The organism is Spirosoma lituiforme (assembly GCF_054776635.1).
Genome location: NZ_BAAHBO010000001.1, coordinates 89,254 through 109,589 on the forward strand (window position 1 = coordinate 89,254; position 20,336 = coordinate 109,589).

Annotated in this window: 19 protein-coding genes and 1 tRNA gene; 9 read left to right on the top strand and 11 right to left on the bottom strand. The window is 47.7% G+C overall.

The window, feature by feature from the left end; genetic code table 11:
- Window positions 1-8: 8 nt before the first annotated feature.
- The 3 genes from ACYU87_RS00365 to ACYU87_RS00375 form a co-directional block, all read right to left on the bottom strand.
- Complete coding sequence (locus ACYU87_RS00365) at window positions 9-347, bottom strand: DUF4907 domain-containing protein (protein WP_461132040.1); 339 nt, start codon at window positions 345-347, stop codon at window positions 9-11.
- A 22-nt stretch (window positions 348-369) separates the two neighbouring features.
- On the bottom strand, window positions 370-1,440 hold the full coding sequence (locus ACYU87_RS00370; RefSeq protein ID WP_461132041.1) for a Kelch repeat-containing protein: 1,071 nt from the start codon (window positions 1,438-1,440) through the stop codon (window positions 370-372).
- Window positions 1,441-1,774: 334 nt separating this feature from the next.
- Window positions 1,775-3,271, bottom strand: coding sequence for a S41 family peptidase (locus tag ACYU87_RS00375; protein ID WP_461132042.1), 1,497 nt, complete (start codon window positions 3,269-3,271; stop codon window positions 1,775-1,777).
- 400 nt (window positions 3,272-3,671) lie between these two features.
- Between ACYU87_RS00375 and ACYU87_RS00380 the strand changes: the two genes are divergently transcribed.
- The 3 genes from ACYU87_RS00380 to ACYU87_RS00390 all read left to right on the top strand — a co-directional run bounded on the left by ACYU87_RS00380 (window position 3,672) and on the right by ACYU87_RS00390 (window position 7,076).
- Window positions 3,672-4,187, top strand: a complete 516-nt coding sequence (locus ACYU87_RS00380; RefSeq protein ID WP_461133605.1) for a gluconate 2-dehydrogenase subunit 3 family protein — start codon at window positions 3,672-3,674, stop codon at window positions 4,185-4,187.
- 125 nt (window positions 4,188-4,312) lie between these two features.
- Window positions 4,313-6,025 carry a GMC oxidoreductase gene (locus tag ACYU87_RS00385; protein WP_461132043.1) on the top strand — a complete coding sequence of 571 codons (1,713 nt, stop codon included), beginning with the start codon at window positions 4,313-4,315 and terminating at the stop codon, window positions 6,023-6,025.
- A gap of 160 nt (window positions 6,026-6,185) precedes the next feature.
- On the top strand, window positions 6,186-7,076 hold the full coding sequence (locus tag ACYU87_RS00390) for a sugar phosphate isomerase/epimerase family protein (RefSeq protein ID WP_461132044.1): 891 nt from the start codon (window positions 6,186-6,188) through the stop codon (window positions 7,074-7,076).
- A 152-nt stretch (window positions 7,077-7,228) separates the two neighbouring features.
- On the opposite strand, the gene ACYU87_RS00395 is transcribed toward ACYU87_RS00390, so the two are convergent.
- Entirely contained in the window at window positions 7,229-7,351 is a 123-nt protein-coding gene (locus ACYU87_RS00395) for a hypothetical protein (RefSeq protein WP_461132045.1), read from the bottom strand.
- Window positions 7,352-7,985: 634 nt separating this feature from the next.
- Between ACYU87_RS00395 and ACYU87_RS00400 the strand changes: the two genes are divergently transcribed.
- Window positions 7,986-8,471 carry a response regulator gene (locus ACYU87_RS00400; protein ID WP_461132046.1) on the top strand — a complete coding sequence of 162 codons (486 nt, stop codon included), beginning with the start codon at window positions 7,986-7,988 and terminating at the stop codon, window positions 8,469-8,471.
- 167 nt (window positions 8,472-8,638) lie between these two features.
- Here ACYU87_RS00400 and ACYU87_RS00405 read toward each other — a convergent pair whose 3' ends face one another.
- The 3 genes from ACYU87_RS00405 to ACYU87_RS00415 all read right to left on the bottom strand — a co-directional run bounded on the left by ACYU87_RS00405 (window position 8,639) and on the right by ACYU87_RS00415 (window position 12,149).
- Window positions 8,639-9,427 carry a DUF5958 family protein gene (locus ACYU87_RS00405; protein WP_461132047.1) on the bottom strand — a complete coding sequence of 263 codons (789 nt, stop codon included), beginning with the start codon at window positions 9,425-9,427 and terminating at the stop codon, window positions 8,639-8,641.
- A gap of 469 nt (window positions 9,428-9,896) precedes the next feature.
- Window positions 9,897-10,991 carry a catalase family protein gene (locus tag ACYU87_RS00410; RefSeq protein WP_461132048.1) on the bottom strand — a complete coding sequence of 365 codons (1,095 nt, stop codon included), beginning with the start codon at window positions 10,989-10,991 and terminating at the stop codon, window positions 9,897-9,899.
- 156 nt (window positions 10,992-11,147) lie between these two features.
- Complete coding sequence (locus tag ACYU87_RS00415; RefSeq protein WP_461132049.1) at window positions 11,148-12,149, bottom strand: glycoside hydrolase family 43 protein; 1,002 nt, start codon at window positions 12,147-12,149, stop codon at window positions 11,148-11,150.
- Window positions 12,150-12,345: 196 nt separating this feature from the next.
- Here ACYU87_RS00415 and ACYU87_RS00420 point away from each other — a divergent pair, with 196 nt between their 5' ends.
- Window positions 12,346-13,245 (top strand): hypothetical protein, encoded by a 900-nt coding sequence (locus tag ACYU87_RS00420; RefSeq protein ID WP_461132050.1) that lies wholly within the window; start codon window positions 12,346-12,348, stop codon window positions 13,243-13,245.
- Window positions 13,246-13,419: 174 nt separating this feature from the next.
- Here ACYU87_RS00420 and ACYU87_RS00425 read toward each other — a convergent pair whose 3' ends face one another.
- On the bottom strand, window positions 13,420-14,043 hold the full coding sequence (locus ACYU87_RS00425; protein ID WP_461132051.1) for an outer membrane beta-barrel protein: 624 nt from the start codon (window positions 14,041-14,043) through the stop codon (window positions 13,420-13,422).
- 392 nt (window positions 14,044-14,435) lie between these two features.
- Between ACYU87_RS00425 and ACYU87_RS00430 the strand changes: the two genes are divergently transcribed.
- A complete protein-coding gene (locus ACYU87_RS00430) occupies window positions 14,436-15,581 on the top strand; it encodes a redoxin domain-containing protein (protein WP_461132052.1) in 1,146 nt (381 codons plus the stop codon).
- Window positions 15,582-15,902: 321 nt separating this feature from the next.
- Here ACYU87_RS00430 and ACYU87_RS00435 read toward each other — a convergent pair whose 3' ends face one another.
- Complete coding sequence (locus ACYU87_RS00435; RefSeq protein WP_461132053.1) at window positions 15,903-16,439, bottom strand: hypothetical protein; 537 nt, start codon at window positions 16,437-16,439, stop codon at window positions 15,903-15,905.
- A 1,050-nt stretch (window positions 16,440-17,489) separates the two neighbouring features.
- Here ACYU87_RS00435 and ACYU87_RS00440 point away from each other — a divergent pair.
- On the top strand, window positions 17,490-17,732 hold the full coding sequence (locus ACYU87_RS00440; RefSeq protein WP_461132054.1) for a hypothetical protein: 243 nt from the start codon (window positions 17,490-17,492) through the stop codon (window positions 17,730-17,732).
- Here ACYU87_RS00440 and ACYU87_RS00445 read toward each other — a convergent pair.
- Window positions 17,725-17,868, bottom strand: coding sequence for a hypothetical protein (locus ACYU87_RS00445; protein ID WP_461132055.1), 144 nt, complete (start codon window positions 17,866-17,868; stop codon window positions 17,725-17,727). The two genes, ACYU87_RS00440 and ACYU87_RS00445, sit on opposite strands and share 8 nt — an antisense overlap.
- Before the next feature lie 728 nt (window positions 17,869-18,596).
- Between ACYU87_RS00445 and ACYU87_RS00450 the strand changes: the two genes are divergently transcribed.
- Both ACYU87_RS00450 and ACYU87_RS00455 read left to right on the top strand, forming a co-directional pair.
- On the top strand, window positions 18,597-18,740 hold the full coding sequence (locus ACYU87_RS00450; RefSeq protein ID WP_461132056.1) for a hypothetical protein: 144 nt from the start codon (window positions 18,597-18,599) through the stop codon (window positions 18,738-18,740).
- A gap of 178 nt (window positions 18,741-18,918) precedes the next feature.
- On the top strand, window positions 18,919-19,218 hold the full coding sequence (locus ACYU87_RS00455) for a hypothetical protein (protein WP_461132057.1): 300 nt from the start codon (window positions 18,919-18,921) through the stop codon (window positions 19,216-19,218).
- A gap of 1,009 nt (window positions 19,219-20,227) precedes the next feature.
- Here ACYU87_RS00455 and ACYU87_RS00460 read toward each other — a convergent pair.
- A tRNA-Ser gene (locus tag ACYU87_RS00460) sits at window positions 20,228-20,312 on the bottom strand.
- Window positions 20,313-20,336: the final 24 nt, after the last annotated feature.

Here is a 20,336-nt window from a genome sequence, read left to right on the forward strand (position 1 = left end):
CAAATAATTCAGGGAATTTTTACGCCCAACTGGCGTAGTTCGTCATTCGTCAGGGTAGGCAGGGCCTTATCCTGTTGTATTTTCTCCACCACCCGCTCACCGACCCGACGGGCCTCCGCTGCGCTGGAAAAGCCTACTGTACCAGGCTGCCCCGGTATAGTAGGCTGATCGATAAATGGCTTTCCGTGGTTCAGAACGGCATATCCCCACCCGCCCGGCGTTGAAAAAACCTCAACCGTGTAGGGGTTTTGCCGCTGATAAATAATATAGGCTGTCAGAATCGCCAGTACCAGCAACACCAGAAGCAACCCTTTCCGAACGAGATTCGTCTGTGCTGGTTGGTTCATGTTTGTTGAGGCATTCTGCCCGTTATAATACCTGCTCTATGGTTGGATCGAAATCCCACAGGTCGTCGAAGCGGCTTGTGCCGTTGCTGCCCGTTGTCACGTATCCTTTGTTCCCAATCGCAAAGCCAACTGCGTTGACCCGGGGAGAACCTTCGAACGAACCCAGTGAGGTCCATAGATCCGTGGCTGGATCGTACTGCCAGACGTTTGTATTCTCGCCTAGGGCAACATAGCCTTTCCCGTTGATGGCAAAGCCGACACCGTTGCTGCGCTGTACGGCCTGGTCGGTCAGGAAGTCAAGCTTCTGCGTCCATACATCTGTTGCGGGGTCATACACGTACCAGTCACGTTGACCTGTTCCGTTGTTATTACCCGTGCCCGCGTAGGCCATGTTGTTGATTACAAAAGCAACCGCACCCACCCGTTTGGCACCACCATAACTAGCTACTTTCGTCCAGGCGTTCGCCGTTGGATCGAACGACCACATGTCTTTCAGGTAGTTACCGTCGTTACCGGTGCCCACGTAGCCTTTGCTGCCAATGGCGAAAGCCATGGTGCCGTACCGGGCCGTACCGCCAAAGTCAGCTACTTTTGTCCAGGTATTAGCGGTTGGGTCGTACGCATAAAAATCTTTCAGCTTGTCGCTGTTGACATTGATGCCGGTACCGATATAGCCTTTGTTACCAACGGCAAAACCGATAGCCGAATAGCGGGCAACCCCACCGTAATTAGCCTTTTGCGACCAGGCATTTTTGGACGGATCGTAGGACCAGAAATCCTGGAGACGCTCGTTGCTGGCATTACGACCAGTGCCCATGTAGGCGATGTTGTTGATCACGAAGCTCGACGCTTCAGAACGGGCAACGCCTTCAAAGGCGGACTTAACGGTCCAGTCGCCCAGTACAGATACCGTAGATGAACTATTACAGCCGGCCAGTAAACCCGCCCAGCCAATGGCGACGACACCCAGTGCCCAGTTGATGCGCTGCTGGTTTTTCGTTTTTCTGGTTGCAGAGGAGATCAAGGTCTCGGAAGCTACGGACTGCGGCTGAGAGTTAATTGCCGAGGATAATCGGAATGGTAAATGAATCATGAAAAAGAGCGTAAACGAACGAACTAAAACGTAAAGTTATACCAATTTGAGTTAAAAACGACGATTTTGCCATCCCCACCGGGATGAGTCAACCCATAAAAAAGTCTTTGGGAATCACCTGTACGATTGGCGTTGCGCTAATCTGGATGATTGATTGGTCAAAGTCGTCACACAAAACTACGTCAAACCAGTCTTACATACCAACGTACTCATCTCATAAAAATTCTTAATTAGTGTCATATTCATGAAAAGATGATGGTTACTAAAAAACGACTACAGCACAAAGACCCCCTTTGTGCTGTAGTCGTTGGAATGCAAAGCAAAAAAACAGGGATTATAAGTGTAGGCTCTTCAAAGCCCGAATCATGGACTGACCAGCCGCCTTTTTCTGTAGCGAAGACCCCATCTGTACCAGTGGATTTCGCACAGCCGCAGCCCGACGCCCGCTGGCCGTATTGCCGGAGATCTGGTACAGGGCTTCGTTGAGCAGCGGTTCGTTTACGTCGCCTAGGGGTAACAGGTTAATTGGTTCCTCAACCTCGACTGTTGGGGTAAAGCCAGTTGAATAATCCGATTGCCCCGCGCTGTTGAACGACTTAAAGACGATAGGTTGCATGCCCCACTTGATCTTGCCGGTTTCGTCGGCGATGGTAATGGATCCTACGTTTTTACCGTAAGTGGTGGTGCCAATGGTTGTTACGGGCATATACGGACGAAGGCCATTGATGATCAGCTCGCTGGCGGAGGCTGTGTGATCGGTTGTCAACACGAACACCCGCGAAAGATTGCCGCCTATGTTCTGCGACTTATCAAGGAAATTCTGGATAAAGAAGCTGCTGCCGTACTGGGGGTCTTCTAGAAGTAGTGGTGTAATCGTTTTGTTCCACTCCTCCCGGAAATAGAGCTGACTGGAACTGATGCCTTTGCCAATCAGGCTGGCCAGGTTCGCCGACGAAGACGTGTAGCCGCCGGGGTTGTAGCGCAGGTCCAGCACGAGTTCATTCACGCCCTGGGCCTTGAAGCTGCTGAAAACAGCATCCATCTGGGCGTCGTATTCATTGGCTTTGCTGCCGTTGGCACCCGGTACAAACTGGTTGTAGACAAAATAACCGACCTTTTTGCTGCCAATCGTATAGACTGAGTCGAGAAACACCGGATTCTCCTGGAAAACGGTGGCGGTTACCGTTCTGGTCTGATCAGAATCGACCAGTGTCGAACCACTAACCGTCGCCAGGCCAAATGTGTATGTTGTCCCCGTCGACAGCAGGTCTGAATAATTCGTTGTGTTGAGCAACTGACTGTTTACTTTAGAGATGATATCGCCCCGTTTCAGTCCTGCTTTCGCGGCCGGGGAGCCGGGCAGTACGTACAATACCTGCGCAATCACACCCGTCGATCCGGTCGCACGCAGATACAGGTTGTAGTCCATTCCCGTTGTTACCGACTGGCCACTCAATTCCGCCGACAGCGTGTTTGCGTCGTTCTCGATCCACGAAAAACGGTCGCCGGTGGGGTTTGTGGTAACATTGTACTTGTTCAGAAGGGAATCGAAGAATAAGTCGGGGGCCAGTGTTGTATCCGGACTGGCCGGAATCTTGTCGTTCCAGTAATACACCTCTCGCATATGACTCAGAATCCAGCTATCGACCGTCGTATTTTCGCTGGTCGTCGTCATTGCTGTCGTTTGCGGGCTGACATCATCCGTCGTTTTCTTGCAGGCGGACAGGGATAAAATAAAGCCTGCCATCAGCAGCCACGGCAACGGCTTTTTTTGAGTAAAAAGCCCGGTTTTTGTGGCCAGTCTGGCCCTGTTCACAACGTGTTGTTTCATAGTTTGCCGGATAAGCGGAGAAAGCTTATCTACATGGATTACGCTCACCGAAACCTAAATGTTGCACAGGAAAACAGGAACGGGATGATTTAATGAGCATTTAATACTCTTTCTCTATCAATATAAAAGACTTTTGCTCAGGCAGCGTTGATTATCCGAAAAGTGAGGGGCCAGGCGAGGGGATCGTATAAATCGTCAGGGTTTATTTTGTATCTTTGACATACTAAACCCTGACGATACCAAGCGTTTGGCCTTTGACGATTGCTCCGGTTCTACCGGTCTGGTAGTCATTCGCTTCGTTCTCGACGTTTCATCAATCAAGTAGCTGATCGTCAGTAGTTATCTTATCAATTCAGTTGTCGTACCTATTCCTGTGGAAAGACGTAACGCGTTAAAGACAATGGCCGGGGCTATTGGCGGGCTGATTAGCTTGCCGGCCTGGGCCAACGGCTGGTCAATCGAAACGGTCCAGTCGACCCAACAAATTCTCTCGGCTGGTCAGGCCAGCCAATTAGCCGAGCTAGTCGAAACTATTATTCCGGTTACGGATACCCCCGGTGCCAAAGCGCTGAACGTGCACCAGTTCGTGCAGAAAATGGTGGCTGACTGTTACGACAAAGCGACCCAGGAAAATCTTCAGAAAGGCCTTGATTCGCTGGATGGTCTGGCTAAAACAGCCTTCAGCAAGCCCTTTGCGGAAGGAGACGCCACACAGCGCACGGCACTGCTTACACAACTGTCAAAATCGACTGATAGCGCGCAGAAAGATTTTTATTCGCTGGTGAAAAACCTGACCATTCGGGGGTATATGACATCGGAGTACGTGATGACCAACCTAACGCACTACCAGTTCATTCCCGGCCATTATTACGGCTGTGTTCCCGTTAAACCTAAAACTGCTTCTCAACCAAAGTAGGTTTTTGGTTTACAGTTTTTGGTTTACGGTTGGCTGACGCGCGAGTGTTGCTTTCGTAGGTACATGGGCGCATCAGCCAACCGTAAACCAAAAATCGTACACCAAAAACCCAAACCGTAAACTAAATGTCATACCTGAATATAGACGCGCAGGCGCTCAATACATACGACGCTATTGTTATTGGATCGGGCATCAGCGGTGGCTGGGCCGCCAAAGAGTTAACGGGTAAAGGACTGCGGACACTCGTGCTGGAACGGGGCCGCGATGTTCGGCACGTAACCGATTATCCGACGACCAACATGCAGCCGTGGGAGTTCGAGCACCGCAACCAGCTTACGCGCGAGGTAAAGGAAGCTAATCCCATCATCAGCAAATGCTACGCCTTTTACGAAGGAACAGAGCAGTTTTTCGTGAAAGATGCCGAGCATCCGTACATTCAGGAGAAACCGTTCGACTGGATTCGCGGCTACCAGGTGGGGGGGAAATCGCTGATGTGGGCGCGCCAAACCCAGCGGTGGAGTGATTTTGATTTCGAAGGGCCCGCCCGCGACGGATTTGCGGTTGACTGGCCGATCCGGTACGCCGACATTGCTCCCTGGTATAGCTACGTAGAAAAGTTCGCGGGTATTTCGGGGAACAAGGATGGGCTGGACACGTTGCCCGACGGTGAGTTTCTGCCCCCGCACGAATGGAACTGTGTCGAAAAACATTTTCAGAAAAAAGTAGCGGGCAAGTATAAGGATCGCCACGTGATTATGGGGCGGGCGGCCCACATTACGCAGGCCCAGCCAATCCATTTCCAGCAGGGCCGGGCGCAGTGCCAGCACCGGACAATCTGCGAGCGGGGTTGCCCGTTTGGGGGCTATTTCAGCAGTAACTCGTCAACCATTCCCTGGGCGGCCAAAACGGGCAAAATGACCCTTCGGCCAAACTCGGTCGTTCATTCCATCATATACGATGAAAAGAAAGGTCGGGCCACGGGCGTGCGGGTAGTCGATGCCAATACCAAGCAAATGACCGAGTACTACGCCCGCATAATCTTCCTGAATGCGGCCGCGCTGAACTCGAATCTGGTTTTGTTGAACTCTACCTCCCATCGCTTCCCGAACGGTTTGGGCAACGATAGCGGAGTGCTGGGTAAATACGCGGCTTTTCACAATTACCGGGCGGGCGTATCGGCCGAGTACGACGGCGATCTCGATTCAACCACCGACGGACGCCGTCCCAACAGCCCGTACATTCCTCGCTTCCGAAACGTACACAAGCAGGAAACGAACTTTTTAAGGGGGTACGCGGCTGGTTTTACGGCCGGGCGTGGATCGCGGTCCGACCAGAGCGGAGTGGGCGCAGACCTGAAAGAAAGCCTCCTTAACCCGAAACTGGGTGGCTGGTACGTGGGCTCGCACATGATGGGCGAAACCATCCCGAAAGAAAGCAATTTCCTGGCGCTCGATGCATCGCAGAAAGATCCGTTTGGCATTCCGCAACTGAAGATTTCCATTGCCTACGACGACAACGACGATAAAATGGTGAAGGATTACCAGGAGCAGCTCACGGAGATGTTTACCGAAGCCGGATTTACCAACATCCGCGTACGGGATAGCCACGCCAGCCCCGGCCTCGATATTCACGAGATGGGTGGCGTTCGGATGGGGAAAGACCCCAAAACGTCCATGCTTAATAAATGGAACCAGCTTCATGCCGTTAAGAACGTATTTGTGACCGATGGTTCCTGCATGACATCAACCTCGACCCAAAACCCCTCCCTGACGTACATGGCCCTGGCCGCCCGTGCCGCCGACTATGCGGTGAAGTCAATGAAAAAAGGTTTGGTATAAAAAAAGTCAATACGTACGTTAGCTGCGAGTCAATGCGTTTTGTATCCGTTCGTACAGGCATTTACCCGCGGCTGATTTACGATCATTCCGTTGCTGGTGTATCTTTAAACACGAAACGCACGGGTACAAGGCCCGTTGCCCTTACTCATTTCCTACGCTCATGAACCCGTCTCCTAAAATTACCCGCCAGCAGTTCCTTAAGTTAGGGGCTTTGGCAACGTCCGCAGCCCTGTTGCCTCAGCTGAATGCGTTCGCGGCATCCCCTAAAAAAGTTGGTCTGCAACTGTATACCCTCCGCGAACTAATGGGGAAAGACCCCGAAGGCACGTTGCGGAAAGTGGCTGAAATTGGCTATAAAGAAGTAGAGCCGTTTGGTTACTCCGATGGTAAATTCTTTGGCAAGACGCCTAACGAATTTGCTGCTTTGATCAAAGAGCTGGGTATGTCGGTGCCAAGCGGGCATTACATGTCGGGCAAAACAATGCCAACCATGAAAGGAACGCTCACAAATGACTGGAAACGGGCGGTTGACGATGCGGCCACCGTTGGGCAGAAATACATGGTCTGCGCCTACCTGTTCCCGAACGAACGGACCAAACTGGATGATTACAAACAGTTTGCTGACCTGTTCAATAAATCGGCGGAGGTGTGCAAATCGGCTGGTATTCAGTTCTGCTACCACAACCACGACTTTGAATTCAAAGAAATGGACGGTAAACTGCCGTATGATGTCTTGCTGAGCGGTACGGATAAGAACCTGGTAAAACTGGAGCTGGATCTGTACTGGGCAACTATGGCAGGCCAGGACCCCGTTGCTCTGTTTAAAAAGCATCCCGGACGTTTCCCGCTGTGGCACGTAAAAGACATGGAGAAAACTGCCGAGAAGGCTTTTGCCCCGGTTGGTACGGGTTCCATTGATTTCCAGCGGATTTTTGATGCCAAGAAGACGGCGGGCATGACTCATTACTTTGTTGAGCAGGACGTTTGCAAATTACCACCGCTGGAGTCGATTGCGATCAGCTACAAGAACATACAAAAGCTAACGGTCTAGTACGCATAAAACGTAGAGACTGGATTGGTCTATTTTGTTAACGAAGAAGCCCGTTGGAAACATACTATGTTTCCAACGGGCTTCTTCGTTAACTGGGGGTGCCTGTTTGGTCAGACAGTTCCAGTTAACGAATATGGTTAGCCAAGTACTCGTTACATAAGCTTAATTACACCATACCAGAAAAGAGCGGATGTCGATAGCAAAATAGACCAGGCTGCTATGTTCTGAAGGTCAGTAGTGGTTAGACTTGTTGTAACGATAATACGAATTTTCATGGCTGTAGAAAGCTTGGTTAGTCTATTTTTCTATTATCGAGCAAACATTGTACCAAAAAGCCAGATACGATTTATACTCCATAACCGGTTATATGATGTCGGATAAATGCCTTGTTAAAGCGACAATTGATGGCTTTACGAAGAGTAAACAATTTATACGATTACGGTACTCTGAAACAGATGGCTAATCCGCTATTTTTGGCTTTACTAACTCTACCTGATTAAAAAAATAGGATGGCGACGTAAATTTTTAGGGAAAGGTTATTTTGCTTGATAATCAGTTGATTAACCCTATAATGGTGCTTATATCAGGGCGCATGTACAAAGCACGATGCCAGCGATTTTAATAATATATTAATAGTATATATAGGTAAAAGGATAGTTTATAGATAAGAATATAAAGTATATAATAATATACTATGTAATGGGTAATGATCAACTGTTTCAATAATCCGGAACTACCATTTAACAAAATGCAAGCTGATGTTACATGAAACAGCAAACGATTAAGGAGTGTGGTAACTATGAGCTGAAAATCAAGCCTGTAGTTTATTGCAAAATCATTGCGTAGACTTGTAGGACTACTTCTTAGTCAAGACGGTTCTAGTTAATAATCACTCTCTTTCCACATAGAATGCTTACTAAAAACTACCTCCACACGGCCACGACTACTCCCAAACCCAGGAAAGTTCGTCGGACCCCGATTCTAGTCGTTGAGAATAACCCCGACCAGTGGCTTGTTATTCGGGCAGCCCTGGCGCAGGCATTCCCTGAAGTTGAACCAATCTGGAAAAACCATCCGCTTCAGGTTCTGTCCTACCTGGACGACTGCACCGCCGACAGCCGGTCTGTACCCCGCCTGATTTTGATGGAACCTTATCTGCCCACCCGAAAGGATGGCTGGGCGCTACTGGAAAAAATTAAAGCTCACCCTCGCCATCAACTGATACCAGTCGTAATCATGAGCCATTCTGGAACGGTTGAAGATATTTCGGAAGCATATGCGCTCAGCGTAGCGTCATACATTACCAAGCCCACAACATACGGGAAGTGGGTAGCCTGTTTTCAGACACTCCGGCGCTATTGGTGGGAGGTTGTCAGCTTTCCCACGTCCGTTTAATACGTTAACTAAAAATCGGGTATTCAACAACCGGCCGTCTCCTACAAACGGGGGACGATATAAAAAACGTCCGCTGATCGAAAACGGATAAACTGGTTTTGATCAGCGGATCTGTGTCTGCCCCATAGGCTGGACAGAACCGCCACTTACGAAATGGTCACGGTCAGTTACTCGTCATGAAAGCCATGGGAATACGTTTCCTGCATATGTCGGTCAATGACAGCCAGCGTTAAGCGCTGTGCTTCGTCACTATCCAGCCCATACTGCCTGGCCAAGGCTTTTTCAACCGAACGGCGTAGTGTAGCGCACGCCTGCATGGTATCATACGCAGCCGTCCAGGCAGGGGCTCTTTCTATCTGTGCGTACGATACAAACTTGACATTCGTGGTCGGCCCAGCGGACGCCGTACTAGTTGAAGCTTGTTGGTAGAGCTGGTACGTATGCCATAATTTCGCCATGGTAACGAACTCGCTCCTAAAGCTGACGTTGGCGTAAATTGCTTCGGCTAACTGCTTGTCCGTATCCAGGATGGCCTGAGCAGTTTCTGGGTTGGAAAAATCACGGTACCACCACTTTGTCGGGTTGTCCTTTTCTGTCGAGTAGCGCCGTTGGTAGTTCGCCTTGAACACATACAACAGTACTTTGTAGGGCTCTACCAGATCGCCCCCGGGGGGCTCTTCCATACAAGGTGTGTAAATGACGCCCTTTGAGCCAATCCTTAAGTAGGAGAGATTCAGGTATTTATTGATTGGATTTTCGGTTGTTAAAAAACAATCCACCATGGCCTGATCGACATCGGAAGCCAATAGCTTCAGGCCAGCCACGTAAAAATACAATCGAACAAACCGTTTTCGCTGTTGCGACGCGTTCAACTGAGCAAAAGAATCCAGAATGCCAGCTTCCGATAGAGCGCCCTGGCCAAATTGGTGGATGGATAGTTCTTCTTCCAGGCTCATAACTCATCAAGTATGTACAACCGAGTTTGCGAACTGGCCACTTACGATGGCTGCTTCTCAAGCCGTTATAATAATATGAAAAAAGTCAGCCCCATCCTACACCAGCGTGAGTTTGTTCGGGAAAACTAGGTAGAGAAAATCGGCTTAGATATCATCCTGGAACTCATCTAACTCTTGTCTATTCGTGAAGAGTAGAAAATATATTGATGAGTATAAATACTGCGCGTAGTTAGTGGCACGTTTCATTTTCTAGCTATAGATACAGGCTCACAAAGGTAGTATCAGAAGCCTAATCGTCTGTTAATTAATAATCTGAAGCGCATTAGAATCTGATTAAAGTTGTAAAGTCGGTTCGGGTAAGTAAGTATTTATTCGCCCTTGATATACGTCGAGTAGCCCGTTAATGAAGAAAGGGAGCTATTAAAACTAGCTCCCTTTCTTCATTAACGGACTATACAGTAAGATGTAGTTAGTTTAGGTCTTGCGAATCCTCCGCCTTGCCATACATATTCCGGCGAAAAGTAGCCGAAGCTTTGTAGGTCGCATTACGTGCCCGCTGAATAACGCCCAGCGGACGATGGGCAGCCAGGCCATGCCAGGGGCTGAAATACATCTTATCTTCGACCAGGGCTGCTTTCTCTTCCGTCCAGGCTTCCTGCGGGGCAAACGTAACTTTGCCGACGGGAAGGTAAGGGCTTTCGTCCTCGGGCCATTCAACGGATGCATCTTCCAGCGGCATTTTCTCGATGTCAGTCGATAGTTGCACGCCAAATTCCCATTCACCCCCATTGGTGGCAAAGAAATCCCGTAACAGATGGCGTAACGCGTCATCGTCACTGTCTATATCGATCGGCTGGTTTTTCAGCGAAGTCAGGTTGGGGGTTACCGGCGTCAGGGAAAACTTGGCCATGTAATCACCATACAAATAAGCCCCCTGCGAATAGTAGGTGTCGCCCATGGGGTGAGTCGCCAGTTGGCCGCCCATGCCAGCCATCACGCCCGTATCCGAACCGCTCACCTTTTCAACAACTTCGCCAACGGCCCGCAGCGCTTTAGAGATTCCTTCTTTAAGCCCCTCCGCCTTGTTGGTCAGGAGATCGAATCGTTTCAGGCCACTCAGAAAATCTTTCAGCGTTTGGGGAAAGACCGGGCTGTTGACCACAATAAAATCCTGCGTTGTTGATTCATCCGCACCGGGCAGGTGCTCGCCCTGTACACCCTGTACTTTGAACGAAATACCACGGGGCGTCGATACGCTGTCGGGCAGTACATCGCCGGGCTGCGTGGAAATACGCGCAACAATGGAGTAGGTGCCGGGTTTGGCGAACAGGCCCTGTGCCAGGTAAGGAGGCAGGTTGTCGTATACCTGTAACTCACCGGTTAAAATAGCATGTCCTTTGGCATGTACACTCCGGATGGCATGGCCCTGCGACTGATACGTTTTGCGCTGGATATCGGCCATTGTGTCAATAATTTCCTGAATAGTCTGGGCTTCGTCGGGCTCTGGTTGCTCGTACGACGGATTGTAAGGTAGGGGTTTAAAATTAGCGGGTGCTTGTGTCATTGGTTACTTGGTTTAGCCTATCAAATAAACCTAATAAACCACCCAATGTTTTTGGTGACGCCCCAAGAAACAAAGAAGGCAAAGATGGATTGTTAAATCAGCTTTTTTCATCAAAAGCGCCAGTTGGCTGGCTGTCTGCCAACGAATGTGGCTTAGTCAGGGTACGTAGCGACGACCGACAACCAGTTTATCGCCCGATAAGTCGGCCTCAAATAGGTGAGGAATGCGGACCGTGCGCCCGTTTACGCTTTTGTGGCTGTGTGCCGACAGGAGTAGCTTCCCATCGAGCGTGTAAAACAGCATGCCGTGGCCAAAATTGGGCGGAGTAACCGGCTCTTTTTCCTGCATCCAGGGGCCATCGAGCGTGCCGCTTTCTGAGTAAGCTACTCCCTGTGTGTAGATGTCATAGATCCAGCTTGTCCAGAGCATACCCAGCCGGCCGGTTTTGGTCCGGAACAGAAACGGGCCGTCGGTAACTTTGTTCGGTCGGTCGCGGCCGGTCGAATCTTTTTCACGGCTCCACGGCGAATCGCTGGCGCGGAACAGCAGTTTACCCGCGCCAAAGCTGCCGCTCAAATCGGGTTTCAGTTCTATTTTTTCAATAGTGCCGTTATTCGTCTGCAACCATTCGTAGCAATACACCATGTACGGTTTTCCGTCCGTATCGACCCAGAATGTACCGTCGAGCGTGGGCTTACCGGCGGGCAGGTAAGTCGCATCGTGCATGGGGACGTAGGGACCATCGGGCTTGTTGCTGACGAGGATGTGACTGGCCCGGCGTTCAATGACGTTCTTCCCGACGGTATCAATCTTGACCGCCCGGTTGGTAAACGTGGCGAAATAGTAGTACATGTTTTTGAACGAATGCAGTTCAGCCGCCCAGATCATCGGTTTGGGACCCATCCAGGAATCGGGGTCGGTTTGGGCGACGGGGTAGGGACCGGACCACATCATCAGATCGGAGCTTTTCCAGAGCATGCCGCCCGTTCCGGTCATGTAGTAGCTGTTTGTTTTCGTGTCAGCCAGAATATAGGGGTCGCTTAATCGAATTGAATCCAGCGGCACGTGTTGCCGTATCTGAACCGTTGCTCCCGGCTGCGCGTTCAGCCTGAGCAGGATGAACAGCCAACCAACTACTAGTAACCCAGCGTTTTTCATGCGTTTTTTGGGCAAATTAATGTTTATCAATAAGCGAGTATTTCGTTCGTATACTCATATTACCGACGTTCATAAACAAGATGTTATATTTTAAGTCATATTGAAAAGTTACGTTTAAGATAAATAGAGTACATCAACGACCGCAAAAAATGAGTAGCTTGCCTACTGGTAACACATCTATAGATCAACTTCTCCAATGATTCAATATCTGTTATTGATTAAACACCGACAGTTCACCCTGATGGGGTGCGTTCTGTTGTTTACCCTGGCTGGCTGCCGGCGCGATTCTACAGAGGACGTTGTCAGTTCTCCGCCCACGCAACGAGCCAGGGCCGTAACCAGCCTGTCGCTGGGGTCGGGTCAGTTACTGCCCGGTCAAATCAGTCTGGAAACGGTTACGGTAGGGGGGACTGCGTATAACGTCGTCAGCATCGACAGTTCCGTTTACGGTTATGATGATCAGCAGCGGCTAACGAGCCACGTGCTCACCCAAACCACGCAGGCGAACGACCAGCGATTTACCCTGCCATCCGTCCGGTACGATTACACGTATCAACCGGGTGTGCTGCTGGAAACGTACACCTCCGGACCGGGACAGGTGCTCAGACGATATCCACTCGAATCGACAAATAACCGGGTTACCGCCTACACCAGAGACTTTTATTCGGTTGTTCTGGTCGATACGTTGCGCAAATATTCGTCGGAGGGCATATTACTCGAAACACTCCAGGCGGCCCTTACTTCACGCGTTGTCAACTCAACGACGCCAACGCTGAGAACCACCGTTCAGGATGGTAATGTTATCAAGCAGGAAGAATACAACACGACAGGGGTGCTTCAGCGCGTCGATCAGAACGTTTATGATCCCAGGCAATATGCGCCCCGCCAAAGCGTAACCTTTCTGGGCGAAACAAGTCGCAACGCTTTGTTGAGCAAAGTATCGACGTACACCGATGCGGGTGTCAGCCGGGCAACGACCTATACCTATCAGAACGAGTACGATAGCCAGGGTCGCTTGCGTCAGCAACTGGAAAAAGCGGTCTCGAATGATTCCCCCACTTACAGCGCCTACCGATTGATCAAATTTTACTATTAATTAGCCCGGTTAAAGTTGGGAAACGTAGTTCTTGAATATGTCATGCCCGTGCAGGGTGCTTAACTACTTCGCTCTTCTTAAAACGATACGCCCCGGACGACGTCGTCCGGGGCGTATCGTTTTAAGAACCTGATTCAGATCAGGTTTGCAATTCGGGTGGCGATTTTCCCTGGCCTACTTGCCGAAGAATAACTGGAATCCGATGCCCAGGGATACCGATTTAAAGTCGGACGTAACCGTGCTGGCTGCACTTTGTGGATCCAGGATTTTGTCTTCGTTCTTCTGAATGGAAAAATTCAGGCCAGCATTGAGGGCAACAGAACGACTGAGGAAATACGCAACGCCGAGGGCAGGCACGATGGCCGACGAAAACCCTTCGGATTTCTGTAAAAGTGCACTGGGAATCGTTGTCTGCGAGTGCGATTTGCTGTAGGTGTACGCTACGCCAAGGTAAGGCTTTAGTTTGGCTGCCCCGATGTAATACCGCACGAAGGGCGACACGCCATACTGAGTAGTGGTCACGTCAAACCGAACAATGTTGGGATCGGGATACCGGATACCGTAGTAGCTGCCCGTGTACAGACTGAGGGGAATCCCCGTTCCGACCAAAAGGTTTTTGGCCACGAAATACCCGACCAGTGGAGTCAGACTCCCCGAAAAAATTTTTCGCCGGTTTTGATCCGAATACTGGAAATCGCCTACCTGGGCGCCAACCATCCACCGTCCTTTTTCGGTTTGTGCTTTCACCAGCGTTGTCAGCATAACCAGCCAAATCATCAGGAGTACTGCCTTTTTCATACAGAGAATTTAGTAGATAGGTTCGTATGGGCCAAACGTACTGAATAACGGTGATCGGTAAAATCGGTTAGCTGTTAAAAATTCCTAACTGGCTACATAGTGGAAAGCGCTAGCTCTTCAAAGTTAGTATGGGTTGCATCGCGCACGGCTTATCTGTATGCTTATCGAGACCAATCTACTTTTGACTTACAACGGAATCAAAAAACAGAGTTGAACCAGTAAGAAATTTTAACTGCCAACGTGCAGCGCGAATAGGGAACAGGAGAAGAGAAATGACGAGTAGTAGATTCATGAAATACGGTAGATTAACCTAAGTAATTACCAGTAAAGTGCTCCTGAAAACGTCTTTTGGTTACGGTACATATCCACTTTAATGTTAAAAAATTACCGCTATGACTTTATTTTATTCTAGTACTCTGAAGCTGAATTATACAATTGCCCTCTGGTTGATAATCTTATTTAGCCCATGGGCCGGTAGTGTTTCCGCTCAGCTAAAAAATACCGAATCGTTTTCTTTAACCGGACAATTACCACGACCCATTAAAGGCAAGGTTTTTTTACTGAATAAAGAAAGGGAGCCGATTTATTCCACGGTTGTAGATGGTAATCGATTTGTGCTGAAGGGGCGTCTGGCCGAACCAGGGTTGTATGAACTCAAGCTAGATACGATGGCTAGGACCTATCCCATCTTTATTGAAGGATCGGCGATGCAGATAAATATCCAGAATGAGCAAGTTTATCAAGTGAAAGGATCAAAACTTCATGATCAATATGAGCAGTACACGTCTGGCTTTATCGATCCAATCAAAAATGAACTGATCAGGCTATTTGAGGAGCGTAGTAGAGCACAGCAAAAAGGGGATACTGCATTATATAACAAGTTATCGCATGCAAGTGACTCGACAGGTATGTACTGGGGTAGGGCTCTCAAGGTATTGTTTACGAAAAAACATCATACTTATTTTAATTTATACCTGGTGAAGGAGGCTGGACTAAACGATTCTACGGTAGTCAGGATTCTTGATGAGCTGAGGCCCACTCTGGCTGGTTTTCCTACATTCAAGCAAATGGAGCAAGACCTCAAAATACGGGCCGTCCAGCGACAGAAGATTGGCGTAGGAAGAGACGCCTACAGTTTTACACTACCCGATAGTTCGGGGTCAAACCATAGTTTAGTTTCGTTACGCAAAAGTAATAAGCTAATCCTGCTGGATTTTTGGGCAAGCTGGTGTGGTCCCTGCATAAAGGAGTTTCCAACCCTAATGGCCTTGCAAAAAAAGTATGCCCACCAGGGTTTACAGGTTGTTGGTATTTCTATAGATAGTAACCCCAGGAGCTGGACCAAAGCGCTCGAAAAACATGCGCCAACTGGTCTTCAGCTTTTAGCGACCAATAAAGGATTGGTGTTTGATAACTATGCTATACAGGCCATTCCGCTAACAGTTTTAATTGATCAGGATGGGAAGATTCTAGGTACGGGATTGCAAGGAGAAGCGTTAGCCGAAAAGGTATCTAACTTAATGCAGGAGAATCGTTGATTGATGGCGACAAATGATAAGGCCTAAGCTAAACTAGCTTTTTTTGCGCAACAGTGAAAACTAATTCTGATACAATATCAGAAGGTTATTATCTCAGTTACAAACTAAATAAAAAAGATATTCAAGTTGTAGATTGTAAGTGCCTTACGTTATTATTTTACAGAGAGAGTTGAACCAGTTAGAAATTTTAAATACCAACGTGCAGAGCGTATTTTTTAGTAACAAAATGCCCTTCAGGTATAACCTGGGGCTTTTTTGTGTCTATCGAAACGGGATTATTATATTGACAGAAACCGCTCGTATAAAAAAGCCCAGTAAATCTTAGACTAGGCTTTTTTTATGTCGTACTAAGTCAGCTAATCGCTGAACATTCTTCTTTCGTCGATCAAAGGCATTGTCTAGCTGAAGCTGCTTGAGTGCAATCAACTTTTCATACCTGCCGATTATGGCTTCAAAATCAAACCACTTGTCAACGTAAGGTGGTAGAAGTTCAGTTATTTTTATTCTTAGCCTAGCAATATCACGCTCCAGATAAGCAAGGTGATGTTCGTTTACATCAATTCGTAATTTCATTATTGCAACCACTTGTTCGATCTGTTTTAATTCACCTTGAGCCATGATAAGCTCCCATTCGACGATCAACTGGTTAGTTGGGATACTCAATGACTGACCATCGATGATATGAATAGGTAGTGGCCTGGCTTTCCCATTCTCGAACAGGCTAATACCAACGATGACATTAATACAGTTAAGCAATCCGTTAGCCATATCTAACACGTTTATCAAATCATTATTGACAAGAGTAAACTTTTGCGTTTCCCCTTTCTTGTTAATTGTATCTAAACAGAGAGTTACCATACATCACCTGCATATATTAATATATGATATAAAGAAGATAAGAGGCACAGGGTGTTTTTAATCAGCAGATATTGTTCTATAGGTTAAAAATAATGAGGTAATGGGACTATTAAATGATCTGTCATCATAATGAGTAATTGGATAGGTAGCGAAAAAGGCCGGTCAACTGACCTCAGTGACCGGCCTACAAACGGAATAATTAAACTGACGTGGTAGTCGTAAAGGGTAATGAGACGGTATTCCACCAGTACCTTTTTAGCGTATAGAATTTTTCCACCAACTTAGTATAGCTCGAAGGCTTGGTAATACACGAAGCTGCGCCCAGGGCATACGCTCGAAATATATCCTCAGGCTCCTCTGAGTGACCTAGTACAATAATGGGTATTTTTCTAAGGTATGAGTCGGATTTAAGCTGTATCATTAACGCCCATCCGTCCTGTTGAGTCGGGGCGAACGGATTTAAAAATATAAGCCGGGGACTAGTACGGTCATCCATTGACGCAGTTTTTAGATACGCCAAGGTCTGGGAAGGATGATTTTTCCAGATCGGCTCCACTTCCGGAAAGCACTTGGCTAGGGCCGAACGAGTTACAAGCCATTGTTGTAAATCATTTTCAACGACCAAAACAGGGTATAGTCGTTCTTTTCGACGTTTTCCCTTAATGACTACATTCATAATTAAGGCATTTACCGTTCGTGGATGTAGCGAACTCATGTTTGCCGACAGGCAGGTGAGGCTATATTCTACAACGCTACGCCAATTAATCAGCATTAGCTAATAAGTTGCTGATTATGAAGATATTAGTAAGGTATTCGTGCGGTATTTTGAAGAGGTTTATTTATGTTCCGTCTTAAATTGGGATAACCATACATCTCCAGTTCACTAGCCGACTTTCGACTAGATTTTGACGATAAATCTTGTGGCGGATTAAGTTTAGCTGCGTTTACGTTTAACCCGGCATTGAACCTGGTCAGGGAGGTAAAACTTTAATCGGCCTATAAGCTGCCCAAACAATTAGACGTGCATTTATTTATGAGCCGAGTAAAATAATGGAAACCTTAAAAGTAGTAATCGAAAAAGATGACACGGCCGAGATCGGCGGTAGCATAGAATCGCCCGGTCATTTTCTGTTGACGACAGTCGGCCATTCAGAGCAGGAGGTAATCGGCAATTTAAAAATGTTGGTTGCTGATTTCATTGCCCACCAAGGGAGTGATTATCCCGAGTGGAATGGCGTCGATGCGTACAAGATCACCTACGAAGTCGAGTACGATCTGATCTCATTCATTTAACGTATTCGGCGAACTCAAGATCAATCGCATTGCCAAGCTGGCAGGCATCAACGAAACGTTGCTGCGCCGGTACGCGTCTGGCTTCAAAACAGCCTCGGCCGACCAGGTTACCAAGGTGCAGAAAGCGGTTCATCATCTGGGCGAGAGGTTGGCAAAAGTATCGTTGATTGCTGCCTAGCCAGATTACAGGTTGATCAACATCAATAATGAAATGCCCGGCTTGTCTCGTCAAGAAACGGGGAAACGTAAAAAAATTGATCAAATCTCAAGAAATCGAAAGAACGCTTCCTCTCATAAAACCACGGACTCAGTTGGGGTAGGGCATTTCATTAGCATCTGGCAAAGACGCTAAAAAGGCCAATTGCCGACTGGCTGTTTACTACTGTATATTCCGGAGGCTTATTAAAATGTCGGCTAATTTAATTTTAAACTAGGTTAGGCCTGAAACAAACCGTACATTCCAACTCTGATTATCAGCCACTATACATGATAGCACTGATAGTTTAGCTCAGCCTCTATGAGCCATTCATTTAACCAGGGACATTAACCCGGTAAATCCCCGCTCAACAACGATTCGTTTAAGCACCTATTTGTTCATCAAGGCGAGCAGGTGAAGTTCGATAGGAATCAAATTAAGCCCTCCAAGAGGCCATCTAAGGTCCAGAAAGAAGCTTTCCCAGTAGCTTGGCTATCGGTTAACTGAATTACGAATTGGTAGATAATTCCCCTCTTTCCCTAAAAACGCTTATGCCAAATGACCTCTTCACTACTCCATATGCGTCTGACAGTCGTATTATTCGGCTAAATCTAGATAATAAGGAATCATCTATTCTGGTCATAGACCGAAAAAATCCCTCGCATATTATGGAAGCTAAAGCTTTCGTCATGGAGGTAAACGGATCAATCAACTGCCTGAATCAAAACCGGGTTGTGTGTACCACATTTGGCAACGAGCGGGAGCAGTACGAATTCGCTATCGATGACATTGCGATTTATCGAAGCTTATAGTCGCAGCACCTGTTTATTGCCTTTCACTTTCCGCTTAATCAGCCTTGGAATAGACACTCGGAGAGTTTTTTAGGGTACCAAGACAAGAATTTTTGGGATGAGCCGTGCCTACATATCAGTGTATTAAGGGGCAACCCTTTTTGTTTGTTTACAGGTCATTTTATAGTTCCTTACTCCTATGACACCTTTCGAAGAGTTTGAAGCAGTGGACCGAATATTTAATGTGATTAAAGCGTATCGCCAGCAGCAGGGAGATAACCTCGATCCGCTAAACAGAGAACAGGTTAAGGATTTCATGGCCAAACATTTACTCAGTCAGGATTTACAACTCTGGCTTCGTTTAGAGCGTCAGGATAGTTTAGTAGAGTTTTTGCGGGGTGCTAGTCTCAACGGGAGCCTTTTGCATCCTTTATGGCAGTTTAAGCGCGCAGCTCGTGGCCTATATAAAGCCTGGCAGCAGTCACATAGTCTAAATTGAAAAGCGTACTGTTGCCGGATGTGTGGCAACAGTCGGTGAGGGTTCAACTAATTCTGCTTAACGTCCACCTACCCTAATGGACAAAATGACGTTCTGGGGAGTGACAACGGGACAGATAGTTCAGAAATCAAAGTCTCATTTTTAGCGATACGCCTGAGTTAGGGAGACTGATTTTCTTAACAAGTAGGCTCTAAATCCATATGAATGGGATTAGTAAGTCCGAAAACTTAATGCTACATACCATCAGTCGATGGGGTTCAATAAGGTGCACCTTATTGAACCCCATCGACCCACCTTCGATCACATCCTTCCTAAGTGCCCCCGACTAAAAGTTGGGGGCTTTTTTTTATGTCCAGCAAAACGGTCGTTAGCACTGTCTACTAGATACATATCGAAAACGGACAACAGGGAAACCGATTCACTACCGCTCTGAAATATACGCCTGATTTTTGCGGCTGTGATTGTCTCTTTTCGTCGAAACAGATTGTTGTAGATCGCCCGGATTTGATCGCGGATGATGTTGATCTGTTCATTTTTGAAAAAGGCTTCGGGGTCTTTGTCTAAAATCCGCTGGCCATCCTAGTAGTCGCGATAGGTGGTAATTCCTGTACTGACAAGTTCAACCCGTTCTCCGGACACCGTGATCCGACAGTAAAGTTGAACCTTGTCTTTCTGCTTGCTCTTGTGTCGCCAAAAGCTAATTTCCATACGCTTTGCAAGTTTCATTGCGCTGTATTGTTTGGTACAGCGCGGTGTGGGGCAATTTTTGGACCGAGATTAAAAAAATGTTGATTAAACGGTACAAACTATAATGTGCGGGAAAACTATTTTTTATGAGATTTTGCCTATCAATTGGGTTAAACAATAGTTGAGGGGGCCACCAGGCATGGGGGTGCGTAACCTGATAGGCTACCTGGTGAGAAAAAGTGGCCTGAATGGGTCAAAAAGGGCAAAAAAAAGCCCGAAACGGGTTGTTTCGGGCACCTAATGACTAACAAATGCTACTTTGCAGAGAGAGAGGGATTCGAACCCCCGGACCTGTTACAGTCAGTGGTTTTCAAGACCACCGCAATCGACCACTCTGCCATCTCTCTTTCTTGGGTGCAAATATACGAGCG

Bases quoted from the DNA above. Each gene is read 5' to 3' on its own strand.
- ACYU87_RS00365 (WP_461132040.1), bottom strand. From the start codon at position 347: ATGAACCAACCAGCACAGACGAATCTCGTTCGGAAAGGGTTGCTTCTG.
- ACYU87_RS00370 (WP_461132041.1), bottom strand. From the start codon at position 1,440: ATGATTCATTTACCATTCCGATTATCCTCGGCAATTAACTCTCAGCCG.
- ACYU87_RS00375 (WP_461132042.1), bottom strand. From the start codon at position 3,271: ATGAAACAACACGTTGTGAACAGGGCCAGACTGGCCACAAAAACCGGG.
- ACYU87_RS00380 (WP_461133605.1), top strand. From the start codon at position 3,672: ATGGCCGGGGCTATTGGCGGGCTGATTAGCTTGCCGGCCTGGGCCAAC.
- ACYU87_RS00385 (WP_461132043.1), top strand. From the start codon at position 4,313: ATGTCATACCTGAATATAGACGCGCAGGCGCTCAATACATACGACGCT.
- ACYU87_RS00390 (WP_461132044.1), top strand. From the start codon at position 6,186: ATGAACCCGTCTCCTAAAATTACCCGCCAGCAGTTCCTTAAGTTAGGG.
- ACYU87_RS00395 (WP_461132045.1), bottom strand. From the start codon at position 7,351: ATGAAAATTCGTATTATCGTTACAACAAGTCTAACCACTACTGACCTT.
- ACYU87_RS00400 (WP_461132046.1), top strand. From the start codon at position 7,986: ATGCTTACTAAAAACTACCTCCACACGGCCACGACTACTCCCAAACCC.
- ACYU87_RS00405 (WP_461132047.1), bottom strand. From the start codon at position 9,427: ATGAGCCTGGAAGAAGAACTATCCATCCACCAATTTGGCCAGGGCGCT.
- ACYU87_RS00410 (WP_461132048.1), bottom strand. From the start codon at position 10,991: ATGACACAAGCACCCGCTAATTTTAAACCCCTACCTTACAATCCGTCG.
- ACYU87_RS00415 (WP_461132049.1), bottom strand. From the start codon at position 12,149: ATGAAAAACGCTGGGTTACTAGTAGTTGGTTGGCTGTTCATCCTGCTC.
- ACYU87_RS00420 (WP_461132050.1), top strand. From the start codon at position 12,346: ATGATTCAATATCTGTTATTGATTAAACACCGACAGTTCACCCTGATG.
- ACYU87_RS00425 (WP_461132051.1), bottom strand. From the start codon at position 14,043: ATGAAAAAGGCAGTACTCCTGATGATTTGGCTGGTTATGCTGACAACG.
- ACYU87_RS00430 (WP_461132052.1), top strand. From the start codon at position 14,436: ATGACTTTATTTTATTCTAGTACTCTGAAGCTGAATTATACAATTGCC.
- ACYU87_RS00435 (WP_461132053.1), bottom strand. From the start codon at position 16,439: ATGGTAACTCTCTGTTTAGATACAATTAACAAGAAAGGGGAAACGCAA.
- ACYU87_RS00440 (WP_461132054.1), top strand. From the start codon at position 17,490: ATGGAAACCTTAAAAGTAGTAATCGAAAAAGATGACACGGCCGAGATC.
- ACYU87_RS00445 (WP_461132055.1), bottom strand. From the start codon at position 17,868: ATGATGAACCGCTTTCTGCACCTTGGTAACCTGGTCGGCCGAGGCTGT.
- ACYU87_RS00450 (WP_461132056.1), top strand. From the start codon at position 18,597: ATGGAAGCTAAAGCTTTCGTCATGGAGGTAAACGGATCAATCAACTGC.
- ACYU87_RS00455 (WP_461132057.1), top strand. From the start codon at position 18,919: ATGACACCTTTCGAAGAGTTTGAAGCAGTGGACCGAATATTTAATGTG.